16 protein-coding genes and 1 other annotated feature are annotated in these 23,191 nt (G+C 28.2%); all 16 genes read left to right on the top strand.

The features are described 5' to 3' along the window. The first annotated feature begins 20 nt into the window (after positions 1 to 20). The 16 genes from IC213_RS12725 to IC213_RS12645 all read left to right on the top strand — a co-directional run bounded on the left by IC213_RS12725 (position 21) and on the right by IC213_RS12645 (position 23,112). Positions 21 to 1,481: an extracellular solute-binding protein gene (locus IC213_RS12725; RefSeq protein ID WP_227482999.1), complete on the top strand. Its 1,461-nt coding sequence runs from the start codon at positions 21 to 23 to the stop codon at positions 1,479 to 1,481. A gap of 50 nt (positions 1,482 to 1,531) precedes the next feature. Next, entirely contained in the window at positions 1,532 to 4,561 is a 3,030-nt protein-coding gene (locus tag IC213_RS12720; protein ID WP_227851444.1) for an EAL domain-containing protein, read from the top strand. A gap of 78 nt (positions 4,562 to 4,639) precedes the next feature. Then, entirely contained in the window at positions 4,640 to 6,706 is a 2,067-nt protein-coding gene (locus tag IC213_RS12715) for an ATP-dependent helicase (protein ID WP_227834733.1), read from the top strand. A gap of 344 nt (positions 6,707 to 7,050) precedes the next feature. Then, positions 7,051 to 7,265, top strand: a binding site (T-box leader). A gap of 228 nt (positions 7,266 to 7,493) precedes the next feature. Then, the gene (locus tag IC213_RS12710; RefSeq protein ID WP_227433422.1) at positions 7,494 to 8,309 is read left to right on the top strand and encodes a transporter substrate-binding domain-containing protein; all 816 of its coding nucleotides are present in this window, start codon (positions 7,494 to 7,496) and stop codon (positions 8,307 to 8,309) included. Positions 8,310 to 8,336: 27 nt separating this feature from the next. After that, the gene (locus tag IC213_RS12705; protein WP_227433421.1) at positions 8,337 to 9,014 is read left to right on the top strand and encodes an amino acid ABC transporter permease; all 678 of its coding nucleotides are present in this window, start codon (positions 8,337 to 8,339) and stop codon (positions 9,012 to 9,014) included. Between the two features lie 58 nt (positions 9,015 to 9,072). After that, entirely contained in the window at positions 9,073 to 9,795 is a 723-nt protein-coding gene (locus IC213_RS12700) for an amino acid ABC transporter ATP-binding protein (RefSeq protein ID WP_227433420.1), read from the top strand. 657 nt (positions 9,796 to 10,452) lie between these two features. Beyond that, the gene (locus IC213_RS12695) at positions 10,453 to 11,604 is read left to right on the top strand and encodes a cysteine desulfurase family protein (RefSeq protein WP_227433419.1); all 1,152 of its coding nucleotides are present in this window, start codon (positions 10,453 to 10,455) and stop codon (positions 11,602 to 11,604) included. A 45-nt stretch (positions 11,605 to 11,649) separates the two neighbouring features. Continuing rightward, positions 11,650 to 12,825, top strand: a complete 1,176-nt coding sequence (gene thiI / locus IC213_RS12690) for a tRNA uracil 4-sulfurtransferase ThiI (RefSeq protein WP_227433418.1) — start codon at positions 11,650 to 11,652, stop codon at positions 12,823 to 12,825. Between the two features lie 38 nt (positions 12,826 to 12,863). After that, on the top strand, positions 12,864 to 13,238 hold the full coding sequence (gene crcB, locus IC213_RS12685) for a fluoride efflux transporter CrcB (protein ID WP_227433417.1): 375 nt from the start codon (positions 12,864 to 12,866) through the stop codon (positions 13,236 to 13,238). Positions 13,239 to 13,284: 46 nt separating this feature from the next. Further along, a complete protein-coding gene (locus tag IC213_RS21155; protein WP_285894571.1) occupies positions 13,285 to 14,094 on the top strand; it encodes a prepilin-type N-terminal cleavage/methylation domain-containing protein in 810 nt (269 codons plus the stop codon). Positions 14,095 to 14,350: 256 nt separating this feature from the next. After that, positions 14,351 to 14,989 carry a nitroreductase gene (locus IC213_RS12670; RefSeq protein ID WP_227863139.1) on the top strand — a complete coding sequence of 213 codons (639 nt, stop codon included), beginning with the start codon at positions 14,351 to 14,353 and terminating at the stop codon, positions 14,987 to 14,989. A 24-nt stretch (positions 14,990 to 15,013) separates the two neighbouring features. Continuing rightward, positions 15,014 to 15,202, top strand: coding sequence for a hypothetical protein (locus IC213_RS12665; RefSeq protein ID WP_227834732.1), 189 nt, complete (start codon positions 15,014 to 15,016; stop codon positions 15,200 to 15,202). Positions 15,203 to 15,211: 9 nt separating this feature from the next. After that, positions 15,212 to 15,838 (top strand): hypothetical protein, encoded by a 627-nt coding sequence (locus tag IC213_RS12660; protein ID WP_227863138.1) that lies wholly within the window; start codon positions 15,212 to 15,214, stop codon positions 15,836 to 15,838. Positions 15,839 to 16,823: 985 nt separating this feature from the next. Continuing rightward, positions 16,824 to 18,527: a hypothetical protein gene (locus tag IC213_RS12655; RefSeq protein WP_227863137.1), complete on the top strand. Its 1,704-nt coding sequence runs from the start codon at positions 16,824 to 16,826 to the stop codon at positions 18,525 to 18,527. 171 nt (positions 18,528 to 18,698) lie between these two features. Continuing rightward, positions 18,699 to 21,314: a cell wall-binding repeat-containing protein gene (locus IC213_RS12650; RefSeq protein ID WP_227863136.1), complete on the top strand. Its 2,616-nt coding sequence runs from the start codon at positions 18,699 to 18,701 to the stop codon at positions 21,312 to 21,314. A 127-nt stretch (positions 21,315 to 21,441) separates the two neighbouring features. Continuing rightward, complete coding sequence (locus tag IC213_RS12645) at positions 21,442 to 23,112, top strand: GGDEF and EAL domain-containing protein (RefSeq protein WP_227863135.1); 1,671 nt, start codon at positions 21,442 to 21,444, stop codon at positions 23,110 to 23,112. Positions 23,113 to 23,191 lie beyond the last annotated feature (79 nt).

The raw sequence follows: 23,191 nt of genomic DNA, 5'->3' as shown, positions 1-23,191 counted from the left end.
CATTTGAAGGAGTCGATTTTATGAATAGGAGTGGATTTGTAAAATTAATTATCACATCAATGATTATTTTATTACTTACAGGGTGTGATTTGAAAAAGGAAGAGAGTTATAAACTAGATCCAGAAAATCCGACATCAATAGAAATTTGGCATTATTATAATGGACAGCAAAAAATGGCGTTTGATAAGCTAGTTAAGGAATTTAATGACACTGTAGGTGCTGAAAAAGGAATTATTGTTGAAGCGTTTAGTCAGGGAAATGTAGTTGATTTATCTGAAAAGGTGCTGGATTCTGCTAATAAAAAGGTTGGTTCTGAAGATGTTCCAAATATTTTTGCAGCGTACTCAGATACTGCATATGAAATGGATAAATTAAAACTACTAGTAGATATTGATAAGTACATAAGTAAGGATGAATTAAATGAGTATATAGAAGAATATGTAGATGAAGGTAGACTAAATTCTGATAACGAACTTAAGCTTTTTCCGATTGCAAAGTCTACTGAGATTTTGATGTTAAATAAGACAGATTGGGATAAGTTTGCCAAAGCAACAAATTCAAATATAAATGATATACAAACAATTGAAGGATTAGTAGAGACATCAAAGAAATACTATGAATGGACAGATAGTTTAACAAAAGAGCCTAATGATGGTAAAGCATTTTTTGGAAGAGATGCTCTAGCAAATTATATTATTATAGGAAGTAAGCAGTTAGGAGTAGAAATTTTTTCAGTTAAAGATGGAAAAGTTACATTGAATCTTGATGAAAAGGTTATGAAAAAATTATGGCATAATTTTTATGTCCCATATATAAATGGATATTTTGCATCTTATGGTAAGTTCCGTTCTGATGATGCAAAAACAGGAGATATACTAGCTCTTGTTGGCTCTAGTTCAGGAGCATCATATTTTCCAGATGAAGTAATGTTAAATGATAATGAGAGTTATAAAATTGAGACATCTGTCTTTCAAGCTCCACGTTTTAAAGATAAAGAAAAATATGCTGTACAACAAGGGGCAGGAATGGCTGTAACAAAATCTACTAAAGAAGAAGAGTATGCATCAGTAGAATTTTTAAAATGGTTTACAGATAAAGAGTCTAATGTAAAATTCTCTATTGCTTCTGGATATCTACCAGTAAAGAAAAAAACAAATAATTTGGATGTTATAAAGGATGTTATGAATAAAGACGATTTAAAGGTATCAAGTAAAGTGGAAAGTTCAATTGTTTCATCTATTGAACAGATTAATAGTTGTAAGTTGTACACTAATAAAGCATTTGATGGTGGGACAAAAGCCAGACAAATCCTTGAGTATTCAATGATTGATAAAGCTAAAGAAGATTTAAATAAAATAAATGAATTAATAAAAAATGGAACCTCTAAAGAGAATGCAGTAGCACAATTTAATAATAATGAAAATTTTTCAGCATGGTTTTTAAATTTTAAGACTGAGCTTGAAAATGCTGTAAAAGAGTAGGTGAATTGGCAACGTGTACCAAAATGCACAAAGGTATGGGTGGAATAAATATGGAAAATAATCTAAAAAAGAATAACTCAATAATGAAAAAGATGATATTTCCTCTAATTATTGTTATGCTAATTCAAACAAGTTTATTTTGTGCCACAATTTTATGGGGAGGAACTATTAAAAGACTAAATGATAATTCATTTGATATTTTAAATGAAAGAGTAATTAATCGTAAAAATTATATACAAAATGAGATGTTACAAAGATGGTCAAAGACAAGCGAGACAGAACTAGCTATTAACTCATCTGTAAAAAAGGTTTTAGATGAAAATAATGTCTCAATTAAAGATGTGGGTATAAACGAAGAAATTAATAAAGAAATTATAAAAAATATATCAAAAGATTTAATATATCTTTTGAGAAAAAATTCTGTTACAGGTTCTTTCATAATTTTAAATAACAAAGATATTGAATATGATTCAATAAATAGTAAAGATGAAATAAGTAAGACAGGATTGTATATAAGAGACCTAGACCCTAAATTTAACCCAAATGATAATTCTGATTTGCTAATTGAAAGAGGCTCCTCAGAGATAGCAAGAAGTTTTGGAATATCTATGGATAGTTATTGGGCTCCAAAGTTTTCCTTTAAAAGTGAAAATGAGGAAAAAGGAGATAATTTCTTTTATAAACCATTTAGAGCTGCAATTGATAATCCAAATACATCAAGTTCTAATTTAGGATACTGGGGAAGTCAGTTCTTATTAACAAATGAAGGCGATAGAGTTATAACATATTCAGTTCCTCTTATTTATGAAGATGGAACTGTATATGGAGTACTTGGAATAGATTTAGGTATAAATTATTTAAGAGAGTTGCTTCCATATGGGGAGATAAATGAAAATAAAAAAGGTAATTATATTTTAGGCGTAGATAGAAATGATGATTTGGCATTTGAAAATGTTGTTTCGAATGGTTATACATTTAAAGACAAATTTTGGGATGGTTTACATTCGAACCTTGAGCAAAAAGAATCTTATAAAAATGTATATAAAGTTAAAAATGAAGATGATGGTAAAATTAAAGAAAGTACTTATGCTAGTGTACAATATTTAGATTTATACAATTCCAATACTCCATTTGAAAATGAGCGTTGGGCTCTTTTGGGAATTATTGAAGAAAAAAGTTTATTGTGTTTTTCAAAAAGAGTGGAAACCTTGGTAATAGTGTCTGTTGCAGTTTCCTTAGTGATAGGGCTTATAGGTATTTATATTGCGTCGAGATTGTTTACAAAACCAATTGTTCTTTTGGTTAATAAAGTTAGAAATAGTAATCCATCAAAACCAGTAAATCTTGATAAAATAAACATATCTGAAATAGATGAATTATCTTCAGCCATAGAGCTACTTAGTGCAAATGTTGCAGATTCCTCATCAAAATTATCACAAATTATTGAAATTGCAGATATGCCAATTGGAGCTTTTGAATTATATAAAAATGGAGATAATGTTTTTTGTACAAAAGGATTTTTTAGTATATTTACTACGGATGATGAATTTCAAGAATATGGATATATATCAAAAAGTAAATTTATAAAAAAAATGAATGAAATGGATACATATTTACAGAAAAATTATAAGACAGAAAATATATACATATATAAATTTGAATCTAAAGATAAAACTTCTAAGTGGATAAGATTAAATATTGTTGAAGATGACTTAAAGATATTAGGTGTTGTTGTTGATGTTACAAAAGAGTTTATTGAGAAAATGAAAATTGAGTATGAAAGAGATTTTGATATTTTAACAAATCTTCTAAATAGGAGAGCTTTTTATTCACAAGTACGAGAAAAATTTGAAAATAAAAAAGAGATTAAAATAGCTGCATTTATAATGTGGGATTTAGATAATTTAAAATATATTAATGATACCTATGGTCATGATGCTGGTGATGAATATATTAGATGTGCAGCAGATATACTTAAAAAGTTTATATCATGGAATGGTATAGTTTCTAGACTTTCAGGGGATGAGTTTTATGTATTCATATATGGGTATGAAAGTAAAGATAGCATAAGAACTATTATTAACTCTGTTAAGACACAGATGAATAATACTTTATTAAAGCTTCATGATGGGACAGAATTTAAAATAAGAGCATCAGCAGGAATTTCTTGGTATCCTAGCGATTCAACTAACTATGATGAACTAATGAAATATGCAGATTTTGCTATGTATCAAATTAAAAATACAATTAAAGGCGAAGTAAGTGAATTTGATGTCAATATATATAATAAAGATTCATTCTTGTTGCATAATAGAGAAGAGTTAAATAAATTAATTGATGGTCAATTGGTTGAATATGCATTTCAGCCTATTGTGGATTGTAAAGGTGAAGTATTTGCATATGAAGCACTTATGAGACCCAAAATGGAAACTTTTAGTTCTCCAATGGATGTTATTAGATTGGCTCGTTCACAGTCTAAGTTATATCAAATCGAACGTATCACATGGTTCAAAGCACTTAAATCTTTTAAGAGATATAGGGAACAGTTTGGAGTGTGTAAATTGTTCTTAAACTCTATACCAAATAATAATTTATCAAAAGTTGATTTTGAAGAAATAGAAGATTTATATGGTAATTATCTAAATAGGGTAGTGCTAGAAATAACAGAGAATGATAAGATTAGTGAAGATTTTATTGACAAAAAGAAAGTGTATATAAATCAGTGGAATATAGAAATTGCTTTAGATGATTTTGGAACAGGTTACAATGGCGATGCTGTACTACTGTACATAATGCCAAATTATGTGAAGATTGATATGTCTATTGTAAGAGGTATTGACAAAGATGAAGATAGAAGAAAAATACTAAAAAACCTTATTTCATATTCTAAAGAAAGAAATATTAAAGTTATAGCAGAAGGTGTAGAAACCAAAAGTGAAATGGAAGCATTAGTAGCTATTGGAATAGATTATATTCAAGGATATTACATTGGTAAACCAGAATTTGTTCCTCAAGATATAAGTGATAAAATTAAACAGGAACTCAAGATATGTTATGAAAATAGAGATGATATAGTTTAATAGAAGAAAAATTAAATGTATTTTTAGGATACTTTTAGTTTATAATTAAAAAAGAAAATAGGATGATTATAAATTAAGGTGGTGGATATAATAATCACAACAAATATAGATATAAGACAGTTAAATGAAAATCAACTAGAAGCAGTTGAACATATAGATGGGCCTTGCATGATACTTGCAGGGCCTGGTTCAGGTAAGACTAGGGTAATTACATATAGAATAGCTAATATGGTAGTAAACAAAAATATAGCACCAGCAAGAATATTGGCGATAAGTTTTACCAAAGCATCCTCAGTAGAAATGAAAAATAGAGCATTGAGTTTAAGTGATGATATAAGACTCAATAAGGTAACATATGGCACTTTTCATTCTGTGTTTTTTAAGATTTTGAGGTATTTTGAAAGGTACAATTTAGATAGCATATTTGATGAAAAGTCAAAGAGGATAACAATAAAGGCAATATTAAAAAGTCTAAATATAGAAAATGCAGATGATGATGAAAATATAGGTCAAGTTATAAATGAAATATCTTATGTAAAAAATGAACTTATGGATAAGAATGAATTTAGCTCAGAAGTGTTGACAAAAGATGAGTTTTTAAAAGTATATAATTTATATGAAGAGCAAAAATCAAAAGTTAATAAGATTGATTTTGATGATATGCTTATAAAGACTTATTATTTGCTTTTGAATAATAAATCAGCCTTAGAAATGGTTAGGAATGTATATAAATATATATTGATAGATGAATTCCAAGATATAAATAAAGTGCAATTTGAGGTTTTAAAGTTAATTTGTAATCCACTAAACAACATATTTGCGGTTGGAGACGAAGACCAAAGTATATATGGTTTTAGAGGAGCTAGACCAGATTTTTTGCTTGAATTTGAAAAATATTTTAATAATACTAAAAAAATAGTGCTGGATGTAAATTATAGGTCTAAAAGTGAAATAGTAAATACTGCAAACAGGCTTATAGAAAAAAATAGAAATAGATATGAAAAAGTTATTAAATGTAGTCAAGGTAAGGGAGGCATTGTGAGTTATATTTCTCCATATGATTCAGAGGAAGAAGCTTTACATATTGCCAAGGAAATAATTGACGAAATAAAAAAGGATTATGTAGAGTATTCAGATTTTGCAGTAATTTATAGAACTAATATACAGTCAAGAGCCTTAGTAGATGTATTTATGGATATGAGAATTCCATTTGTAGTAAAAGATTCAGTAATTACAATATATGACCATTGGGCAAGTCAGGATATACTAGCATATTTAAGAATAGGTATTAATCCAAAATCAAATAAAGATTGGTTAAGAATTATAAATAAGCCATTTAGATATATATCTAAAGATAATGTAAATATGGTTAAAGATGAAAAAGATTTTGTAACAGCACTAATAAACAAATGTAACCTTCATCCCAAACAAGTCAAAACAATAACAGATTTGGAGATAGACTTGAGCTATTTGAATACTTTAAATCCTAAAAATGCAATATCTTATATTAGAACTAGTCTTGATTATGATAGATATGTCTTGGATTACTGTAGCAATAGAAAGATAAAGACTAATGGGCTTGTAGAGATATTAAACGAACTTGAGAGTTCTGCTACAAATTTCAATACAGTGACAGAGTTTTTAGACCATATTGAGAGAGTAAAGATTGAGTTAATGGAAAATAACAAGAATAAACAGACTGATGGTGTTATATTTACAACTATGCATAGTGCAAAAGGATTAGAATTTAGGAATGTCTATATTATAGGTGCAAATGAAGGAACAATACCTCATGAAAAATCATATGATATTTGTAAGGAAGAAAAAAAAGAGGAACAATTAGAAGAAGAAAGAAGACTTATGTATGTAGCTATTACAAGAGCTGAAGAAAAACTATGTATAAGTTCTACTTTAAATAAATATGGTAAAAAAGTTGATAAATCATTGTTTATCAATGATATAAAATCTCCAACTAAAAAAGAAATTGATAGTATTGGTGTTGGTGATAAGGTATACCATAAAAAATTTCACGAAGGCGAAATAATCAAAAAAGATGGAAACATGTTTACGATAAAGTTTAAAGATAGAGAGCGAACTTTAGATTTGAAAACTTGTTTATTGAAGAATATAATCCATATTATTTAACTTAGTATATAAAATTTAATAAATATAAGATATATTATTTATAAGTATTTAAGCAATGAAAATGAAAAAGAAAAATATTATTTATAAGTATTTAAATAATGGAAATAAAAAGAAAAATATTATTTATAAGCATTTAAGAAATAGAAACAAATAAGAAGTATATTATTTGTAATTACCTAAAGAACAGAAATAAATAAGAAATACATTATTTATAAATATATGGATAATATCAACAAGCATGTAATAAAATATCTAAATTTTAGAAAATAAAATTATTAAAAAAATAAAAAACTTATTGACAAAAATATTAGAAGGAAGTACAATTGTATTAACAATTTAAGGAAACAAATCCAGTGATAGAGAAAGTAGCATATATGGATTTACAGCGAGTTAGGGGTTGGTGTAAGCCTAGCAATGAAGTCTATGTGAAGAGAGCTCTGGAGGAAATTATCAGAAGTTTTAGTTAGTATGATAATTGGTTTGCCCGCCTTAAGGGATTGAGAGGATAAGTACTTACTTATCAAAAAGAGTGGTAACGCGGATATAATTCGTCTCTTAGCTGTAAAGCTAAGGGACTTTTTTGATTTTAAAATTAAAATATCCCTGTAGCTATAAAGGCTAAAATTCACAAATTTTGAAGGTTGTATAAGTATTTATCAATAAGAGTGGTAACGCGGTAAAGTCGTCTCTTAGTCATTAAAGACTGAGGGACTTTTTTTGTAACTCGAAACATTAAAGTATTAAAAATTTGAGGGAAAATTATAATTAAAAGAGAGGGGTAGTTAAAATGAAAGTATTTAAAAAATTATTAAGTTTAGGATTAGTATTAGGATTAACATTATCGCTAGTAGGATGTAGTGGTGGAGAAGAAAAAACAAAATTAGAGCAAATAAAAGAAAGTGGAAAATTAGTTGTTGGTACTAGTGCAGAATTCCCACCATTTGAATTTCATAAAGTAGTAGATGGTAAAGATTCAATAAAAGGATTTGATGTAATGTTGGCTGAAGAATTTGCAAAGGAACTTGGTGTAAAGGTTGAAATTAAAGATATGTCATTTGATGGATTAATAGGTGCTTTAAATGCAGACCAAGTTGATATGGTTCTTGCAGGGATGTCTCCAACACCAGAAAGAGAAAAGAGTGTTGATTTCTCAGAATTATATTATTTAAGTAGAAATGCAGTTATAGTTAAAGATGCAGATATAGACAAAGTAAAAACTGAAGACGATTTGAAAAAACTTAGAGTAGGGGTACAGGCAGGAAGCATTCAAGAAGAATATGTAGTTAACACTCTAAAAATGACAACTACAAAATCTTTAAAAGCAGTACCTGACCTAATCACAGAATTAAAAAATGGAAATATAGATGCAGTTGTTGTTAATGAAGCAGTTTCTTTAATAAATGTTAAAAAATATGATGGAATAAAAATGGCAAATACTGAAGTTGGTAAAGATGTAACAGAAGGTATGGCAGCAGCAATTAAAAAAGCTGATAACAACAAAGACTTTATAGAATTATTAAATAAAAAAATAAAAGAATTACAAGATGGTAAAAAAATAGAAGAATTTTTAAATGAAGCATCTACTGAAGCTGCTTCAAATTAGTAAGAAAGTTATGTGGGAGATGAAATTATGAGTTTAGATTTTAGTTTTTTAAGTAGATTTGGGACTTCTTTTTTGGAAGGAACAGGTGTGACAGTAGGAATTTCTCTTGTGGCATTATGCTTTGGATTTGTAATAGGTATAATTATCTGTATGGCAAAAATATCAAAGAGTAAAGTATTAAGAGTAATATCATCAATCTATATTGAGATTTTAAGAGGAACACCATTATTAGTACAGATATATATAGTATGGTTTGGATTACCTCAATTAGGAATAAGATTCCCTATGTTATTTGGTATACCAAGTGAATTTATAGCTAGTGCATTTGCATTGTCAGTAAACTCTGGTGCATATGTGGCAGAGATACTTAGATCAGGTATACAATCAGTTGATAATGGACAAATGGAAGCAAGTAGATCATTAGGATTAAATTACTGGTCAACTATGAGATATATAATAATACCTCAAGCTATAAAAAATATACTACCTTCATTAGCAAATGAGTTTATTACACTTGTAAAAGAATCTTCAATAATATCTGTAATAGGTGTTGTTGAGATAATGCGTACTGCTGATATAGTAAAAAATGCAGCATTCAGAGCATTAGAGCCATTAATAGTAGCAGCAGCAATTTATTTTGTTATAACATTTACTCTATCAAGATTAGTTGGATTATTAGAAAAGAAACTATCTGTGTCTAACTAGATGAGAGCATGTTTAGCATTTAGGGAAAACATAGAATAGTAAAAAGGAAAGTGATAATATGATTACAATAAAAAATTTAAGTAAATCTTTTGGAGATTTAAATGTATTAAAAAATATAGACTTAGAAATCGCTAAAGGCGAAATAATGGTTATAGTAGGTCCAAGTGGCTCTGGTAAAAGTACACTTCTTAGATGTATGAATTTATTAGAAATACCTACAGGTGGAGAGATAATATTTGAAGGAAAAAATTTAGTTGATAAAAAAACTAATATTGATGAAGTTAGACAAAATATAGGTATGGTGTTTCAGAACTTTAATTTATTCCCACATAAGACTATTTTAGATAATATAACATTGGCACCAATTAAATTAAAAAAAATGACTAAGGAAGAAGCAGAAAAAAAAGCAGAAGTTTTATTAAGTAGAGTTGGTCTTTTAGATAAAAAAGATTCATATCCATCACAATTATCTGGAGGGCAAAAGCAAAGAATAGCAATAGCGCGAGCTCTTGCTATGGAACCAGATATGATGTTATTTGATGAGCCAACATCTGCTCTTGACCCAGAAATGGTAAATGAAGTTTTGGATGTTATAAAAGAACTTGCTAAAGAAGGAATGACAATGGCAATTGTAACTCATGAAATGGGATTTGCTAAAGAAGTTGCAGATAGAGTTATCTTTATAGATGGAGGAAGTATTCTTGAGGAGGATTCTCCAGAAGAAGTCTTTGGAAATCCAAAACACGATAGAACAAAATCATTCTTAGCAAAAGTGTTATAATATATAAAAAAAGGATGTATTGATATTAGAAATTCAATACATCCTTTTTTAGTGCTAATTAATATGATTTTTAAAATTAAAATTATACTGACATTAACTTTATCTTAGTTTAATATCATATTTTTGCAGAAAAAAAAAGAGCTCGGGGTAAGCTCTTTTTTTCCATCGAATTAGTTTCCGATATTAATTCGATTTTTAATAAATATAAAATATATCCTTATGAAAGGGTATTGGGAATAGATATATTAACTAACTAGGGTTACCAGGGGGATAACCTTAATTTATTATAACAAAATGCGACACAAAAATCAATATTTTTTTTGATATAAATTATAAAAGTTATTTTTATAACAAGTAAGCTTATAAAAATAGACTTTATAGCAAAAATAAGTATATGTATAATATAATATATTTATTTTATATAATATATTATTTTATCATATATTGTATGTTATCACGTATTTTTGTAGGGTATAGTATAAATATATTATATTTTAGCATAAAATTTTGTAGTTAAGTGAAAAAACTAGATTTTTATGAAAGAAGATTATATAAACTTAAGATTATCTTTTTAATAAAGATTAACAAAAAAAATACTGTAATTAATGGTATAATAATTAGAGTTGAAGATTTTAAATAAAGGCAGGTGTAATTAAGTTGGAAATATACTTAGATAATAGTGCAACTACAAAACCTTATCCAGAAGTTATAGATAAAATGGTATATGCACTTAGTACGGATTATGGAAATCCTTCTTCTGTTCATAGAAAAGGTGTGGAAGTTGAAAAAGGTATAAAAGAAGTAAGACAAATTATAGCTAAATCTCTAGGCGCGAAAGATAAAGAGATTTATTTTACATCAGGTGGAACAGAATGTAATAATACTATAATAAGAGGTATTGCCAATCTAAATAAGAAGAGAAGAAATCATATAATATCTACAAATATAGAACATCCTTCTGTTTTAAACACACTAAAAGATTTAGAAGAAGATGGATTTGAAGTAACTTACTTAGAGGTCGGAAAAGATGGAAAGATAAATATAGAAGATTTGAAAAATGCTATAAAATCAGCTACATGTTTAGTAAGTATGATGCATGTTAACAATGAAATAGGAACTATACAGCCAATAGATGAAGTTGGAAAATATCTGAAGTCTTTAAAAGAGAAGATATATTTCCATGTAGACGCTATTCAATCATATGGAAAAATAAACTTTAGACCATCTAAATACAATATAGATTTTATGAGTGTAAGCGCACATAAATTTCATGGTCCAAAGGGAATTGGATTTATGTATATTAAGGAAAATAATCGCTTAAAGCCTATGCTAACAGGAGGAGGACAAGAAATTGGAATTAGGTCTGGAACAGAAAATGTACCTGGAATATATGGGCTTGGAGAAGCTGTAAATATATTAAGTAAAGATTTAGATGCTGTTATTTTGAAGATAAATAACTTAAAAAACATATTTAGAAATAAAATAGTTGAGAATATAGAAGATATAAAAATTAATTCTCCAGAAGATGGCGTATGTCATATATTAAATGTATCATTTATAGGTACAAAGGGAGAAGTTTTACTTCATTACCTAGAGCAAAAAGGAATTTATGTGTCAACTGGATCTGCATGTTCTTCTAAGAAAAAAGGTAGTCATGTTTTGAATGCCATAGGTCTTACAAATGAAGAAATCAATGGAACAATAAGGTTTAGCCTATCTGATATGAATACAGAAGATGAGATATCTGAAGCTGTGAAAGTATTAAAAGAATCAATTTGTGATTTAAGGTCAATAATGAGAAAGAAATAAAGAATACTGTATAAATAATAAGAAGAAAGTAGTTTAAGAGGTGAAATGGTGTATAATATATTAATAGTAAAGTATGGAGAAATTGGAGTAAAAGGAAAAAATAGATATATATTTGAGAATAGACTTATAAGAAATATAAGAAATATGTTAAAGCCAATTGGCAAATTTAATGTATATAAAGAGTATGGAAGAATATATGTCGATTTAGAAGATTATGATTATGAAGAAGTTATTGAAGAAGTTAGAAAAGTATTTGGTATAGTAGGTGTGTGTCCTGGAGTAAGAGCTAAAAAAGATTATGATACATTAAAAGAAATAGCTTTAAAGATGCTAGAAGAAAAAATAGATGCTGGATATAAAACTTTTAAGGTAGAGTCAAGAAGAGGAGATAAGTCTTTTAGATTAACTTCTCAAGAAATGAGTATGGATATAGGTGGGTACTTATTATCAAAGGTAGGAGATAGAATTGATGTTGATGTAAGAAATCCAGAAGTTAAAATAAAATGTGAATACAGAGAATTTCATACTATGGTTTATAGTGATACTATACCTGGATACGGTGGATTACCACTTGGAACTAATGGTAGAGCGATGTCTCTTTTGTCTGGTGGTATAGATAGTCCAGTAGCAACATGGATGGTCGCAAAAAGGGGTATGGAAGTAGAAGCAGTGCATTTTCACAGCTATCCATTCACAAGTGAAAGGTCACAAGAAAAAGTTAAAGATTTAGCTAAGATATTAGCTAAATATTGTGGTAGAGTAAGGCTTCATAAGGTAAATATACTAGAAATACAAAAAGCAATTGGCGAGAATTGTAATGAAGAAGAAGCGACTATTCTTTCAAGAAGATTTATGATGAGAATAGCACAAAAACTTTCTGAAAAAAGACATTGTGATGCTTTGATTACAGGTGAAAGTATTGGTCAAGTTGCATCTCAAACTATACAAGGGCTTACTTGCACTAATGCTGTTGTAAATTTACCAGTATTTAGACCACTTATAGCTATGGACAAATCAGACATAGTTGATATAGCTAAGAAAATAGGGACTTTTGAAACATCTATAATACCTGAAGAAGATTGCTGTAGCGTATTTTCTCCTAGAAAACCTGTTACTAAACCTAGACTAGAAAAAATAGAAAAATCTGAGTTGTCACTTGATATTGAAAAATTAGTACAGGATGCAATTGACGGAATAGAGGTTGAAGACATAGAATTTTAATATGGAAGTGATTTAGTTATTTGGGGTAGGTGTTATATGTGATTCAAGTATTATATGTTGGTATTGGTGGATTTTTAGGAGCTATATTAAGATATTTAATATCTCTAAAGTTTGTAGGAACTAAGTTTCCATTTGGGACTTTGGTGGTCAATATTCTGGGTGGAATTTTAATTGGCTTTGTAATGGAAATGAGTATAAGGACAGATTCTATTTCTAATAATTTAAAATTGTTTTTGACAACTGGTTTAATGGGAGGACTAACTACATTTTCTACTTTTAGCTTCGAAACTGTAAAGTTTTTTGATAGTGGGAATTATATATTATTTGGACTAAACATATTTTTTAATTTGGCATTAAGTATTTTGGGAGTTTTTGTTGGAAGGACTTTATGTAGACACTTTATTACTGTATAGCAGATTAAATTAAACACTATAATTTTATTTAATGGGAATGATTATTATGAATAAAAAGGGTTTTACACTAATTGAATTATTGGTAGTTATATCTATAATAGGAATTTTGGTTATAGTTGCGTTACCAGCACTTTTTAAAAATATAGAGAAAAGTAAAGCAGTAACATGTCTTTCCAATAGAGAAAATATAAAGACTCAAATTGTTATTGCTGTGGCTGAGGAACCTAGCAAAGATAAAAAAGAAGTTATAAAAGATGTATTAAAAAATACGGATGGTAAGTATTTTGAAACAGAGCCAAAGTGTAAGTCAGGTGGAACATATTCAGCAGAGTTTGATGATGGTTATGATGGAATAACTGGAGAAGAAAGTATTGCAAGAGTTTATGTTACTTGTACAGAACATCCAGATGGTGTTGAGATGGCTAGAGATGTACACCAAAGTATGATGGACTTGATTGCATCATTTGCAGTAGACCCTTCTGTAATACCAGGGCCTTCAAAAGGGAATGATGCTTTTAGAAATTATTTACTAAATAATAAATATAAAAATGGGTGGCCTACAATTCCAGATGAATTTAAAAAGAAATATAATTTAAGTAAGGCAACATTATATATACAACCATATGCATATAACCCTACTGAATCTGATGCTACTGTAGTTGTATTTGCAAATGATAAGACTGGAGGTAATTGGTACACATCTTTAGTTTATGATTATGATGAAGGTAGATGGTATAAAGGTAACAATGGTATTTCTGTTGCAGGTAGGTCATGGAATGTTGATTCAGCTGATGGTAAGACTAAATCTGTAAAAACAGAGATTCATACAAAAGCTGGTTGGGGTCCTTTAAATTAATATAGCAAACTTTATCAACTTTACTGGTATTAATCGTTCTATAGAAAAATGATATTTTCTATAGAACGATTAATACCAGTTTTGTATTTAAGTTTATTTGTGGGGTAGATATATTGATGTTTTGATGTTATAAAAGCTTCACATATAAACTAAAAATAATTATAATTAAGAATATAAAGAAGTTTAATTATAAAAATTAATTTTCTAAAGATTTTGTATTTAAACTAACAAATACATAAAAAGGGGAATCGATATAATGAATAATTTACAAGATAATCAAACAATAAACTTGATAAAAGAACGTAGAAGTATACGAAAATTTACAACAGAGCAAATTACAGATGAACAATTAGATACATTATTACATTGTGCATTTGCAGCACCTTCAGGGTGTAATAAACAGCCATGGCACATAACTGTTGTACAAGACCAGAAACTTTTAAAAGAGATTAGTGATGATACTCTTTCTAGAATTCATGAAGTTAGTAATGTTGAAATAAATAAAAATTTTAAATTATTTTATGGTGCACCAACTGTTTTATTTATTTCTTATGATGAAGAGAGTTCATGGGCTCCATATGATATGGGAATACTTACAGGAAACATAACAACAGCTGCACAAGCTTTAGGGCTTGGGAGTTGCATAATAGGAATGGTTAGGGGTCTGTTTACACCTGTTGAGCAAGGGGATATTGTAGGTCTTGTTAGTGTATTGGATGACAATGATGTAAAAGAATCAGATTCAATAAAGATGAAGTTTGATACAAATAAAAAATATAGAGAATTACTAGATATACCAGAAGGATATTCTGTACCATTTGGTATTGCTGTTGGTGTCCCAGAAGGGAATTTACCACAAGCTAGAAATGTAGTTTATAAAGTCTCTAGAGTTTAGAATATCTGAGTAGGAGTAGTTATAATGTCTATATCTGTTAATACAAGAAGTACACATGTAAATCAGAGTAATTATAGCAATGAAAGTAATGACAAGTTAGAAAAGTTTGATGAGCAAATACAGAAGCTAGAAAGTTTTATCACAGATTTGAAAACTGATAAAAATATGGATTCTAAGATAAAAAATATGAAAATTGAAGCATTACAACAATAAATTAATGATTTGAAAAATCAAAAACAGGAATATGCAAGTCAATTAATCAAAGAGGGTACACTTAAAAAAGAATCTAAACAATCTGATATTAATCAAGAAAATTCTCAATATAAATACGATTATGCAAAAGGATTAACTTACTATACCACAAAGACTTTAGTGTCATCTGATTGTGATATAAAAAATATTTCTAAAACTAATAGTATGAGAATTAGTTTATTTGATGATATTCGTACTAAGAATATGGAAATGAGTAGTCAAACTCGTCATTCACCTACCAAATTCGATTCATTTGAGAGTGGTAAATTAAGTAGCGGTTTAAGCCAGATTAATATGTCTTTTGGAGAACAACTATATGCTAGTACAGATAAAATTAAAGATAATAATAAAAAGCTAGAAGAAATTTATGAAAATAAACAAGAATCTATTGATGTTATTACTGAAGAACATATAATTATATCAAATGATTCAGTTGATAAGTATAAAAATTCTGTTTTAAATAGTACTGAAAATATTAAAGAGGAAAATGTTAAAAAAGAAAACAAAATATATACAGAAACTGATAAAGTAGAATACATAATGGAAATTGCTAATTTAGAAAACAAACCTCATAGAAGAATTGATACTACTATTTAGATAGATACATTTTTATTTGGATTATGAGATACAGTTATAAAGTTTTATGTAATTGAAAATAGAAGGGACAAGATTAAAAATAAAAAATTATTTGTTTTAATCTTGTCTTCTATTATTTTATATTTATAGAATAATAAAATGAGTTTAATTAATTTAAGTATTATGTATAAAGAATATAAGGTCGAAAAAGATAAAAAAATAATAATAATATTTTGGAAAAAAGTGGTATAAGATTGAAATAAATAAAAAATCATGATACAATAAATGTAAAATAAAGGAAAAAGTGACCCTTAGTTATAAAAGGGTTTTTTTTTATGTAAAAAAAACTATAAGAATATTATAAAAAATGTATATCAAAGCCATTCAAAATTTTTTGCCACTTCTAATAATTGATTATCAGTAAAAGTACAGAACGACTGTTTACAAGTTAAAGAAATAATTATAATTTTAATAGCATATATATATAATTTTTTTAAAAAAATGTATATATATGTAAAAAAAACTATTAATCATATAAATAGTGACTTTTTTATAACAAACGGAAACTATAATAACCATAATTAAAATAATTATTTTAATTGAAATAATTATTTTAATTAAAAAATTATTGATACTCTAAATACATATCATACTTATATCACAACTAATTTTTATGAAATTGAAAACAATTAAAGTTAATTACTTTAAGTAATATAAATATATAAAATATCTTACTTTATTGTTTTTTAGGTTGTTTAATTCTACAAAAATAAAATTAAAATATTTAGTCTATAGAGCATTAATATCTTTGTGTAAAAATTAAATATATTTTTTATTTAATAAAAAGGATTTCAAGTGAAAATTAAATAAACTATAAAAACTTCACTTTTAAGATAGACTTCATAATAGATTAATTAGACTTTAAATAAATAGTTTTGATAAAGACTATGCAAAATAAAGTATGAAAAATCTGTTTGAAATAAAAAATATTGGAGGGGGATTTTTAATGAAACACAGATTGAGTAAACTAACATCTGTTTTGGCAACCTTAGCTTTAGTTGTTGGTGTAGGAGTACCATCATATGGACAAACTTTACCAGATAAAGTTAATAATGAAGTACTACAAAATACAGAGCGAAGATATGATATTAATGGAAGATATCAAGTAGATTTTCGTGCAAATATGGGAAATGGATATGTAACATTTTTCTCATTATTTGTCCCATGTGGTGGTAACTCATTAAATGTAAAATATGTATGGGGGACTGACCCAAAAGGAGGTTCTCAAGAAGGGTGGGTATTACAAGTTAATGGGGAAAAAGTTTCAACTATTTATGGAACAAGCTATGGATTTCCTAATGGCATACCATCTGCAGGGATAACAGGAAGTCAAATGACAGGAATTTATTCTTTTGTTACAAATCGAGACATGTCTGGAGTAAATTGGAGCTATACATCACCTAATACAGGTAATGGAAACGCTACAAGAACATCATATGCATCTACTGAGATTTCAAATGCAAAACTTTCTATTAAAGTAAATTATAAAAATAAAGAAACAGGAGCTATAGTTGGGTCATATACAACTCAAGTTCCAGCTAAGTATGGAAATAGCACTGTTACACCTGATACTACACAAATTCCTGCTGGATATAAATTAGATCCGGCGAGTCAATCTAAAGTAGTAAATCTTGTTCAAAATGGAGTTAATCCAAATGTAGTTGATTTTACAGTTATTCCTGATAATGCAGGAGTTCCAGAAGAAGATCGTGTTCTTATAGTTGGATTTAAAGATAAAGATGGAAATAATGTTGGAAGTACTTATATAGAAGAAATTCCAGATATACTAGGCTCACATGATGTAACACCAAACACATCAAAAGTTCCTAATGGTTATAAGCTTGATCCTTCTAATCAAACTCAGACTGTTAATTTACAACCAACAGGTCTTGACAAGAGTATTGTTTATTTTACAGTAAGTCCTGATATTCCACTTGTAAATCGTATAGTTACAGTTAACTTTAAAGATAAAGATAGTGAAGCAATAATTGGAGACCCATATACAGTTACACTACCAGCTGAATATGGAAATCATAGAGTGGAATCTGATTCTACAAAGGTACCAAATGGATATGTACTTAATCCAGATAACCAATTTGAAATGGTAAATCTTAGTACAAGTGGTCTTGTACCAGATAGAGTTTACTTTACAGTAAGTAAGATGCCTTCAGAAGCAGAACGTACTTTAACAATTGGTTTTAAAGATAAAGATGGAAATATAGTTGGAGATACATACACAGAGGTTGTTAATGCTGTACTTGGAAACCATACAATAACTCCAGATTCTACAAAGGTTCCTGCTGGATATAAATTAGACCCAGCAAGTCAGTCTCAGACAGTTACACTTAATTCTTCTGGAATTAATCCAAATACAATTTATTTTACTGTAGCCGAAAAAACTTATAGGGTAGCTTATGTATCAAACTTCCCTTCAGGAGTAGCTGTTTCTGGTTCAGTACCAAGTGATACAACAGAATATAAAAAAGGAGATACTGTGACTGTTTTAGGAAATACTAATGGGCTTGATGCCGATACTTATACATTTGTAGGTTGGAGTACAGTTAGAAATGACCCATCAACAATATTATCAGGAACAATCACTATGGGAGAAAGAAATATCATATTATATGCAGTGTGGCAAAAAAATTAATAATATAAGTTGTTTATTATTGTAATTTATAAGTTAGAATCTTCTTTAATATTTATATAAGAATAAGATTCTAATAGTTATAAGAAATTCTGATATAGATTTTATCAGTATTTCTTTATTTTACAAAATGAAAAAATAAAATTATTTTTTAAACAAATAAGGAGGGTTTTGATGAATCAAAAGTTAAAAAAATTAACTATATGTATACTTACATTTGCTATAATTCCTTTAAATTATTCAAATGTTTTTGCTGAGTATGATTTAAATAAGATATTTAATAAGCAGATTCAAGATAAAAACTTAAGGAGAGTTAATAATATTACAATAACTTATGATGGTAATGGGGCTACTGGAGGAACGATAAATGAAGCTATACTTAGTGGAGGAGCGTTTATTCCTGGACCAGTAATAACAGGTCCAAAAGTATATGACCTTGATGATTTTGATTCTTATTTAGCACTAAGTAGTAACCTTACAAGAGGAAACTATCATACTGATGCTTGGAGTGTCTCAAGGGACCATTTGGCAAGTGGTACTCAACCATATGCAGGTGGAGAAAATATAGTAGCAGTAGGTATAGACAGAGATATAACACTTTACGCCATTTGGATTCCAGACTTTTTACAAGTAAGATATAACGGAAATGGAAATACTTCAGGTAATGTTCCATCAGATTCAAATAAGTATCATCAGAATGATAATTTGCAAATTAAAGAAAATGAAGGTAACCTTAAAAAAACAAATTATAAACTTACAAAGTGGAATACAAAAGCTGATGGCACAGGAAAATCTTATAATTTAGGCTCAAGTTTTGAGGTATTATTAAAAAATTATGACAATTTTAACATAGACCTTTATGCACAATGGGAATATGATTTGCAACTGGATGGTAATGGAGGAACAGGTACACTTCCAGATTTGCCAAAACCAGGAGAGGCTGACAAATTCCCAGGGTCAGGTGGACTTATCAATGGTGATGAAGAATTCTTAGGATGGAATACAGAAGAAGATGGAAGTGGTACATCTTTTAAAGAAGGAGACCCTATTCCGCCAGATATCTCAGGAGATACAATATATGCACAATGGGGATATAAATTAGATTATAACCTAAATGGAGGAGCAGGAAGTATATCAGAAGAAAAACATAAAAAAGGCGCTGAAGTAACTGTTACAAGCCAGATACCATCTAAAGTTGGATCAATATTTATGGGATGGAATACAAAAAATAATGGTGAAGGGACTTCATACAGAGATGGTGATAAATTTAACCTTACGAAAAATACAACTTTATTTGCACAATGGAAAGAGGAATGTAGAATAACATATGATAAAAATGGAAGTACAGGTACAGCTCCAATAGATAATAATGTATATGGAAAAGGAGATGAAGTTACTGTACTTGGTGATAATGGTTTAGTAGCACCCTCTGGTAGAGGAGGAAATTTTTATTGGAGTACAAAAGCAGATGATACAGGCAGTAGATATAAATCAGGAGAAAAGTTTAACATAAAGGATATAAATACAACCCTTTATGCATTTTGGACAGATAAATACAGAGTTAAATATGAAAATAATGGTGGACAAGGAGATGTACCTGAAGATGAACTGCATGATGGAAATGCAAATACAAGTGTAAAAGCGAATACAGGAAATCTTACAAAAGAAGGATACAAATTTATTGGGTGGAATACAAAACCAGATGGTAGTGGAACTCCGTATAAAGGTGATGGAAGTGAGATAATTAATGTTGATGATAATATAACACTTTATGCTCAATGGGAAAAGATATCTGATAATTCAGGTGGAGATGATAATTCAGGTGGAAATAGTGGAGGAAGTAGTGGTGGAAGTAGTGGAGGCTCATCTACTAATACAACTAGCCCATCAGAAGAAAATTTGACAGGTGATGATAGATATGAAACTGCTATAAAAATAAGTAAAAGAGGTTTTGAATCAGCTGAAAATGTGATACTAGTAAATAGTACATCAATACCAGATGCCCTATCAGCAACTCCATTTTCATCTACTAAAAATGCACCTATTTTATTAACTGAAAAAAATAAATTAAATACAAATACAGAAGCAGAGATAAAAAGATTAAAAGCAAAAAATATTTATATAATAGGTGGAGAAAATACATTAAGTTCCGATTTAGAAAAAGAATTAAAATTAAAAGGGTTTACTATTGTAAGAATAGGTGGAGTGGATAGATATTCAACTTCTCTAAAACTTGCTAAAGAAATAGATAAAATAGTAGATGTAGAAAAAGTATCTGTAGTCAATGGACACGATGGATTAGCAGATGCAATAAGTGTTGGTGGTATTTCAGCACAAAATAAAACTCCAATAATTCTTACAAATGTAAAAAATGAGATGATATCTATTAAAAAATTTATAGATGAAGAAGAAATATCAAAATCTTATATTATAGGAGGAGAAACTTCTTTGCCAAAATCTATAGAAAAACAATTTCCAAATCCAAAGAGAATAGGTGGAGAAGATAGAAATAAAACAAATTCAAAAGTAATAGAAGAGTTTTATAAGGATAAAGAACTAAGAAATCTTTATGTAACAAAAAATGGGATGTTAAGAGAAAATGATTTAATAGATGCTTTAACAGTAGGTGTTTTAGCAGGTAAAAATAAATCGCCAGTAATGATTGTAGCAAAATCACTTGATGAGTCTCAAAAAACTTTAGTTAAAAGTAAGAAATTTGATAAGATAACTAAGGTAGGAGGAAATGGAAATGAAGATGCATTTAATGAGATAAAAAAATTAGTAAAATAGTATAATCTAAATAAGAATATTTTGTTGATTAAACTACACCAATAGTAATAAATTATAACCCTACTTTTATTTTTATTATAAGTAGGGTTATAATCTTACTATATTACTTATATTGTAGGGGGAAAAGATGAGAGAAGAACTAAACTCTTTAGATTTAAATCAGGTAGAAATTTTCTTTGAACTTTTATCTCAAAATACAGAAGATTATATTTTTTTTTGGGATATAAATAAGAATAATTTTAAAATATCCTCAACCGTTTTTGATGAATTTAATCTAAGTAAAGATATAGAATATGATTTAGTCAATTGTTGGAGCAAAATTATTTATCCAGATGATGTTCAAGTGTGGAAAGACGATATACAAGTCTTGCTAAATGGAGAAAAGGATGAACACAATTTAGAGTATAGATTAATAAACAAGTATGAAGAGATAGTATGGGTTTCTTGTAGAGGTAAAGCTTATGTATCAGATGATAAAAAAACTATAATTATGGTTGGTAGGATAAAGAATATAGGCGAAAAGAATAAATTTGATTCTATCACAGGGACATGGAATAGAGAACAATTTGAATACAGAATGAATTGTATTACAAAAGAGAAAATCTATACAAGTGGAGCTATGTTTATCATGGATATTGATAATTTTAAAAATATAAATGAGAAATATGGACACTCTTATGGTGACAAGGTTTTGCGTGCAATTGCTACAGAAGTTTTAGAATATTTACCTAAGGATGTTAGATTGTACAGATTAGATGGAGACGAATTTGCATTTTTTTACCCTATGTGCAATAAAGAAACTATAGAAAATTTATATGAAAAAATACAATTGTATACAAATACTCAGCATGAAATCGAATCAAATAAATATTATTGTACAATAACTGCGGGGGTTGCTATGTATCCAGAAGATGGAGATAATTATTTGGACTTATTTAAACATGCTGATATTGCGTTAGATATCGCAAAAATTGGTGGTAAAAATAGAATGAAGTTTTTTTCAAAAGAACTCTATGAAAATAAGTTAAAAGTAATTTCAATGCAACAGAAGTTGAGAGAGTGTGTTGAAAATGATTTTAATGACCTTGAATTATTTTTCCAGCCACAGGTAGATGCATTTAACAAAAATGTCATAGGAGCAGAGGCACTTTTGAGATGGCATTCAAATACTTATGGAGAAGTATCTCCTGTTGAATTTATACCAATACTAGAACAAAGTAATCTAATTATACCAGTAGGAAAGTGGATTATAAAAAAGGCTGTAAAACAGTGTAAAGAATGGCATAAAGTAAATCCAGATTTCAAGATATCTGTAAATGTATCATATATTCAACTAAAGGAAGATTTTTTTAGAGATTTTATAATAGAATGTTTGATAGAATATCAATTAAAACCTGAATTTTTAATTTTAGAATTAACAGAGAATTGTTGGGTACCAGATATAAATTTATTGAATGATAAGTTTATTAGTTTAAAAAGTATTGGAGTACATATTGCAATTGATGATTTTGGTACTGGATATTCATCTTTAAATTATCTTAAAGAGTTATCTGTTAATATAATAAAGATTGAAAGAAGTTTTGTTAAGAATATTACATATAATAGTTATGAACATACCTTCCTAGAATATATTATTAAATTAGCTCATATTATCAACTTAAAAGTTTGTGTTGAAGGTATTGAGTCCTATGAAGAATACAATATAGTGAAGAGTTTAGGTGTAGATATTATTCAAGGTTTTTTATTTGGTAGACCTGTAAGTGCATCTGAGTTTTATAGACTTCAATTATCAAATTGATGAGTGTAGATAAAGTATACTAAAAATAAGGTAAAATATAAGGTTTTTTAAATCTTATATTTTACCTTATTTTATTGTG

The sequence above is a fragment of the Clostridioides sp. ES-S-0049-02 genome, assembly GCF_020658465.1.
Classification (GTDB): Bacteria; Bacillota; Clostridia; order Peptostreptococcales; family Peptostreptococcaceae; genus Clostridioides.
Note: the sequence above shows the minus strand (reverse complement) of the source record. Positions and strands in the feature narration are given on the sequence as shown.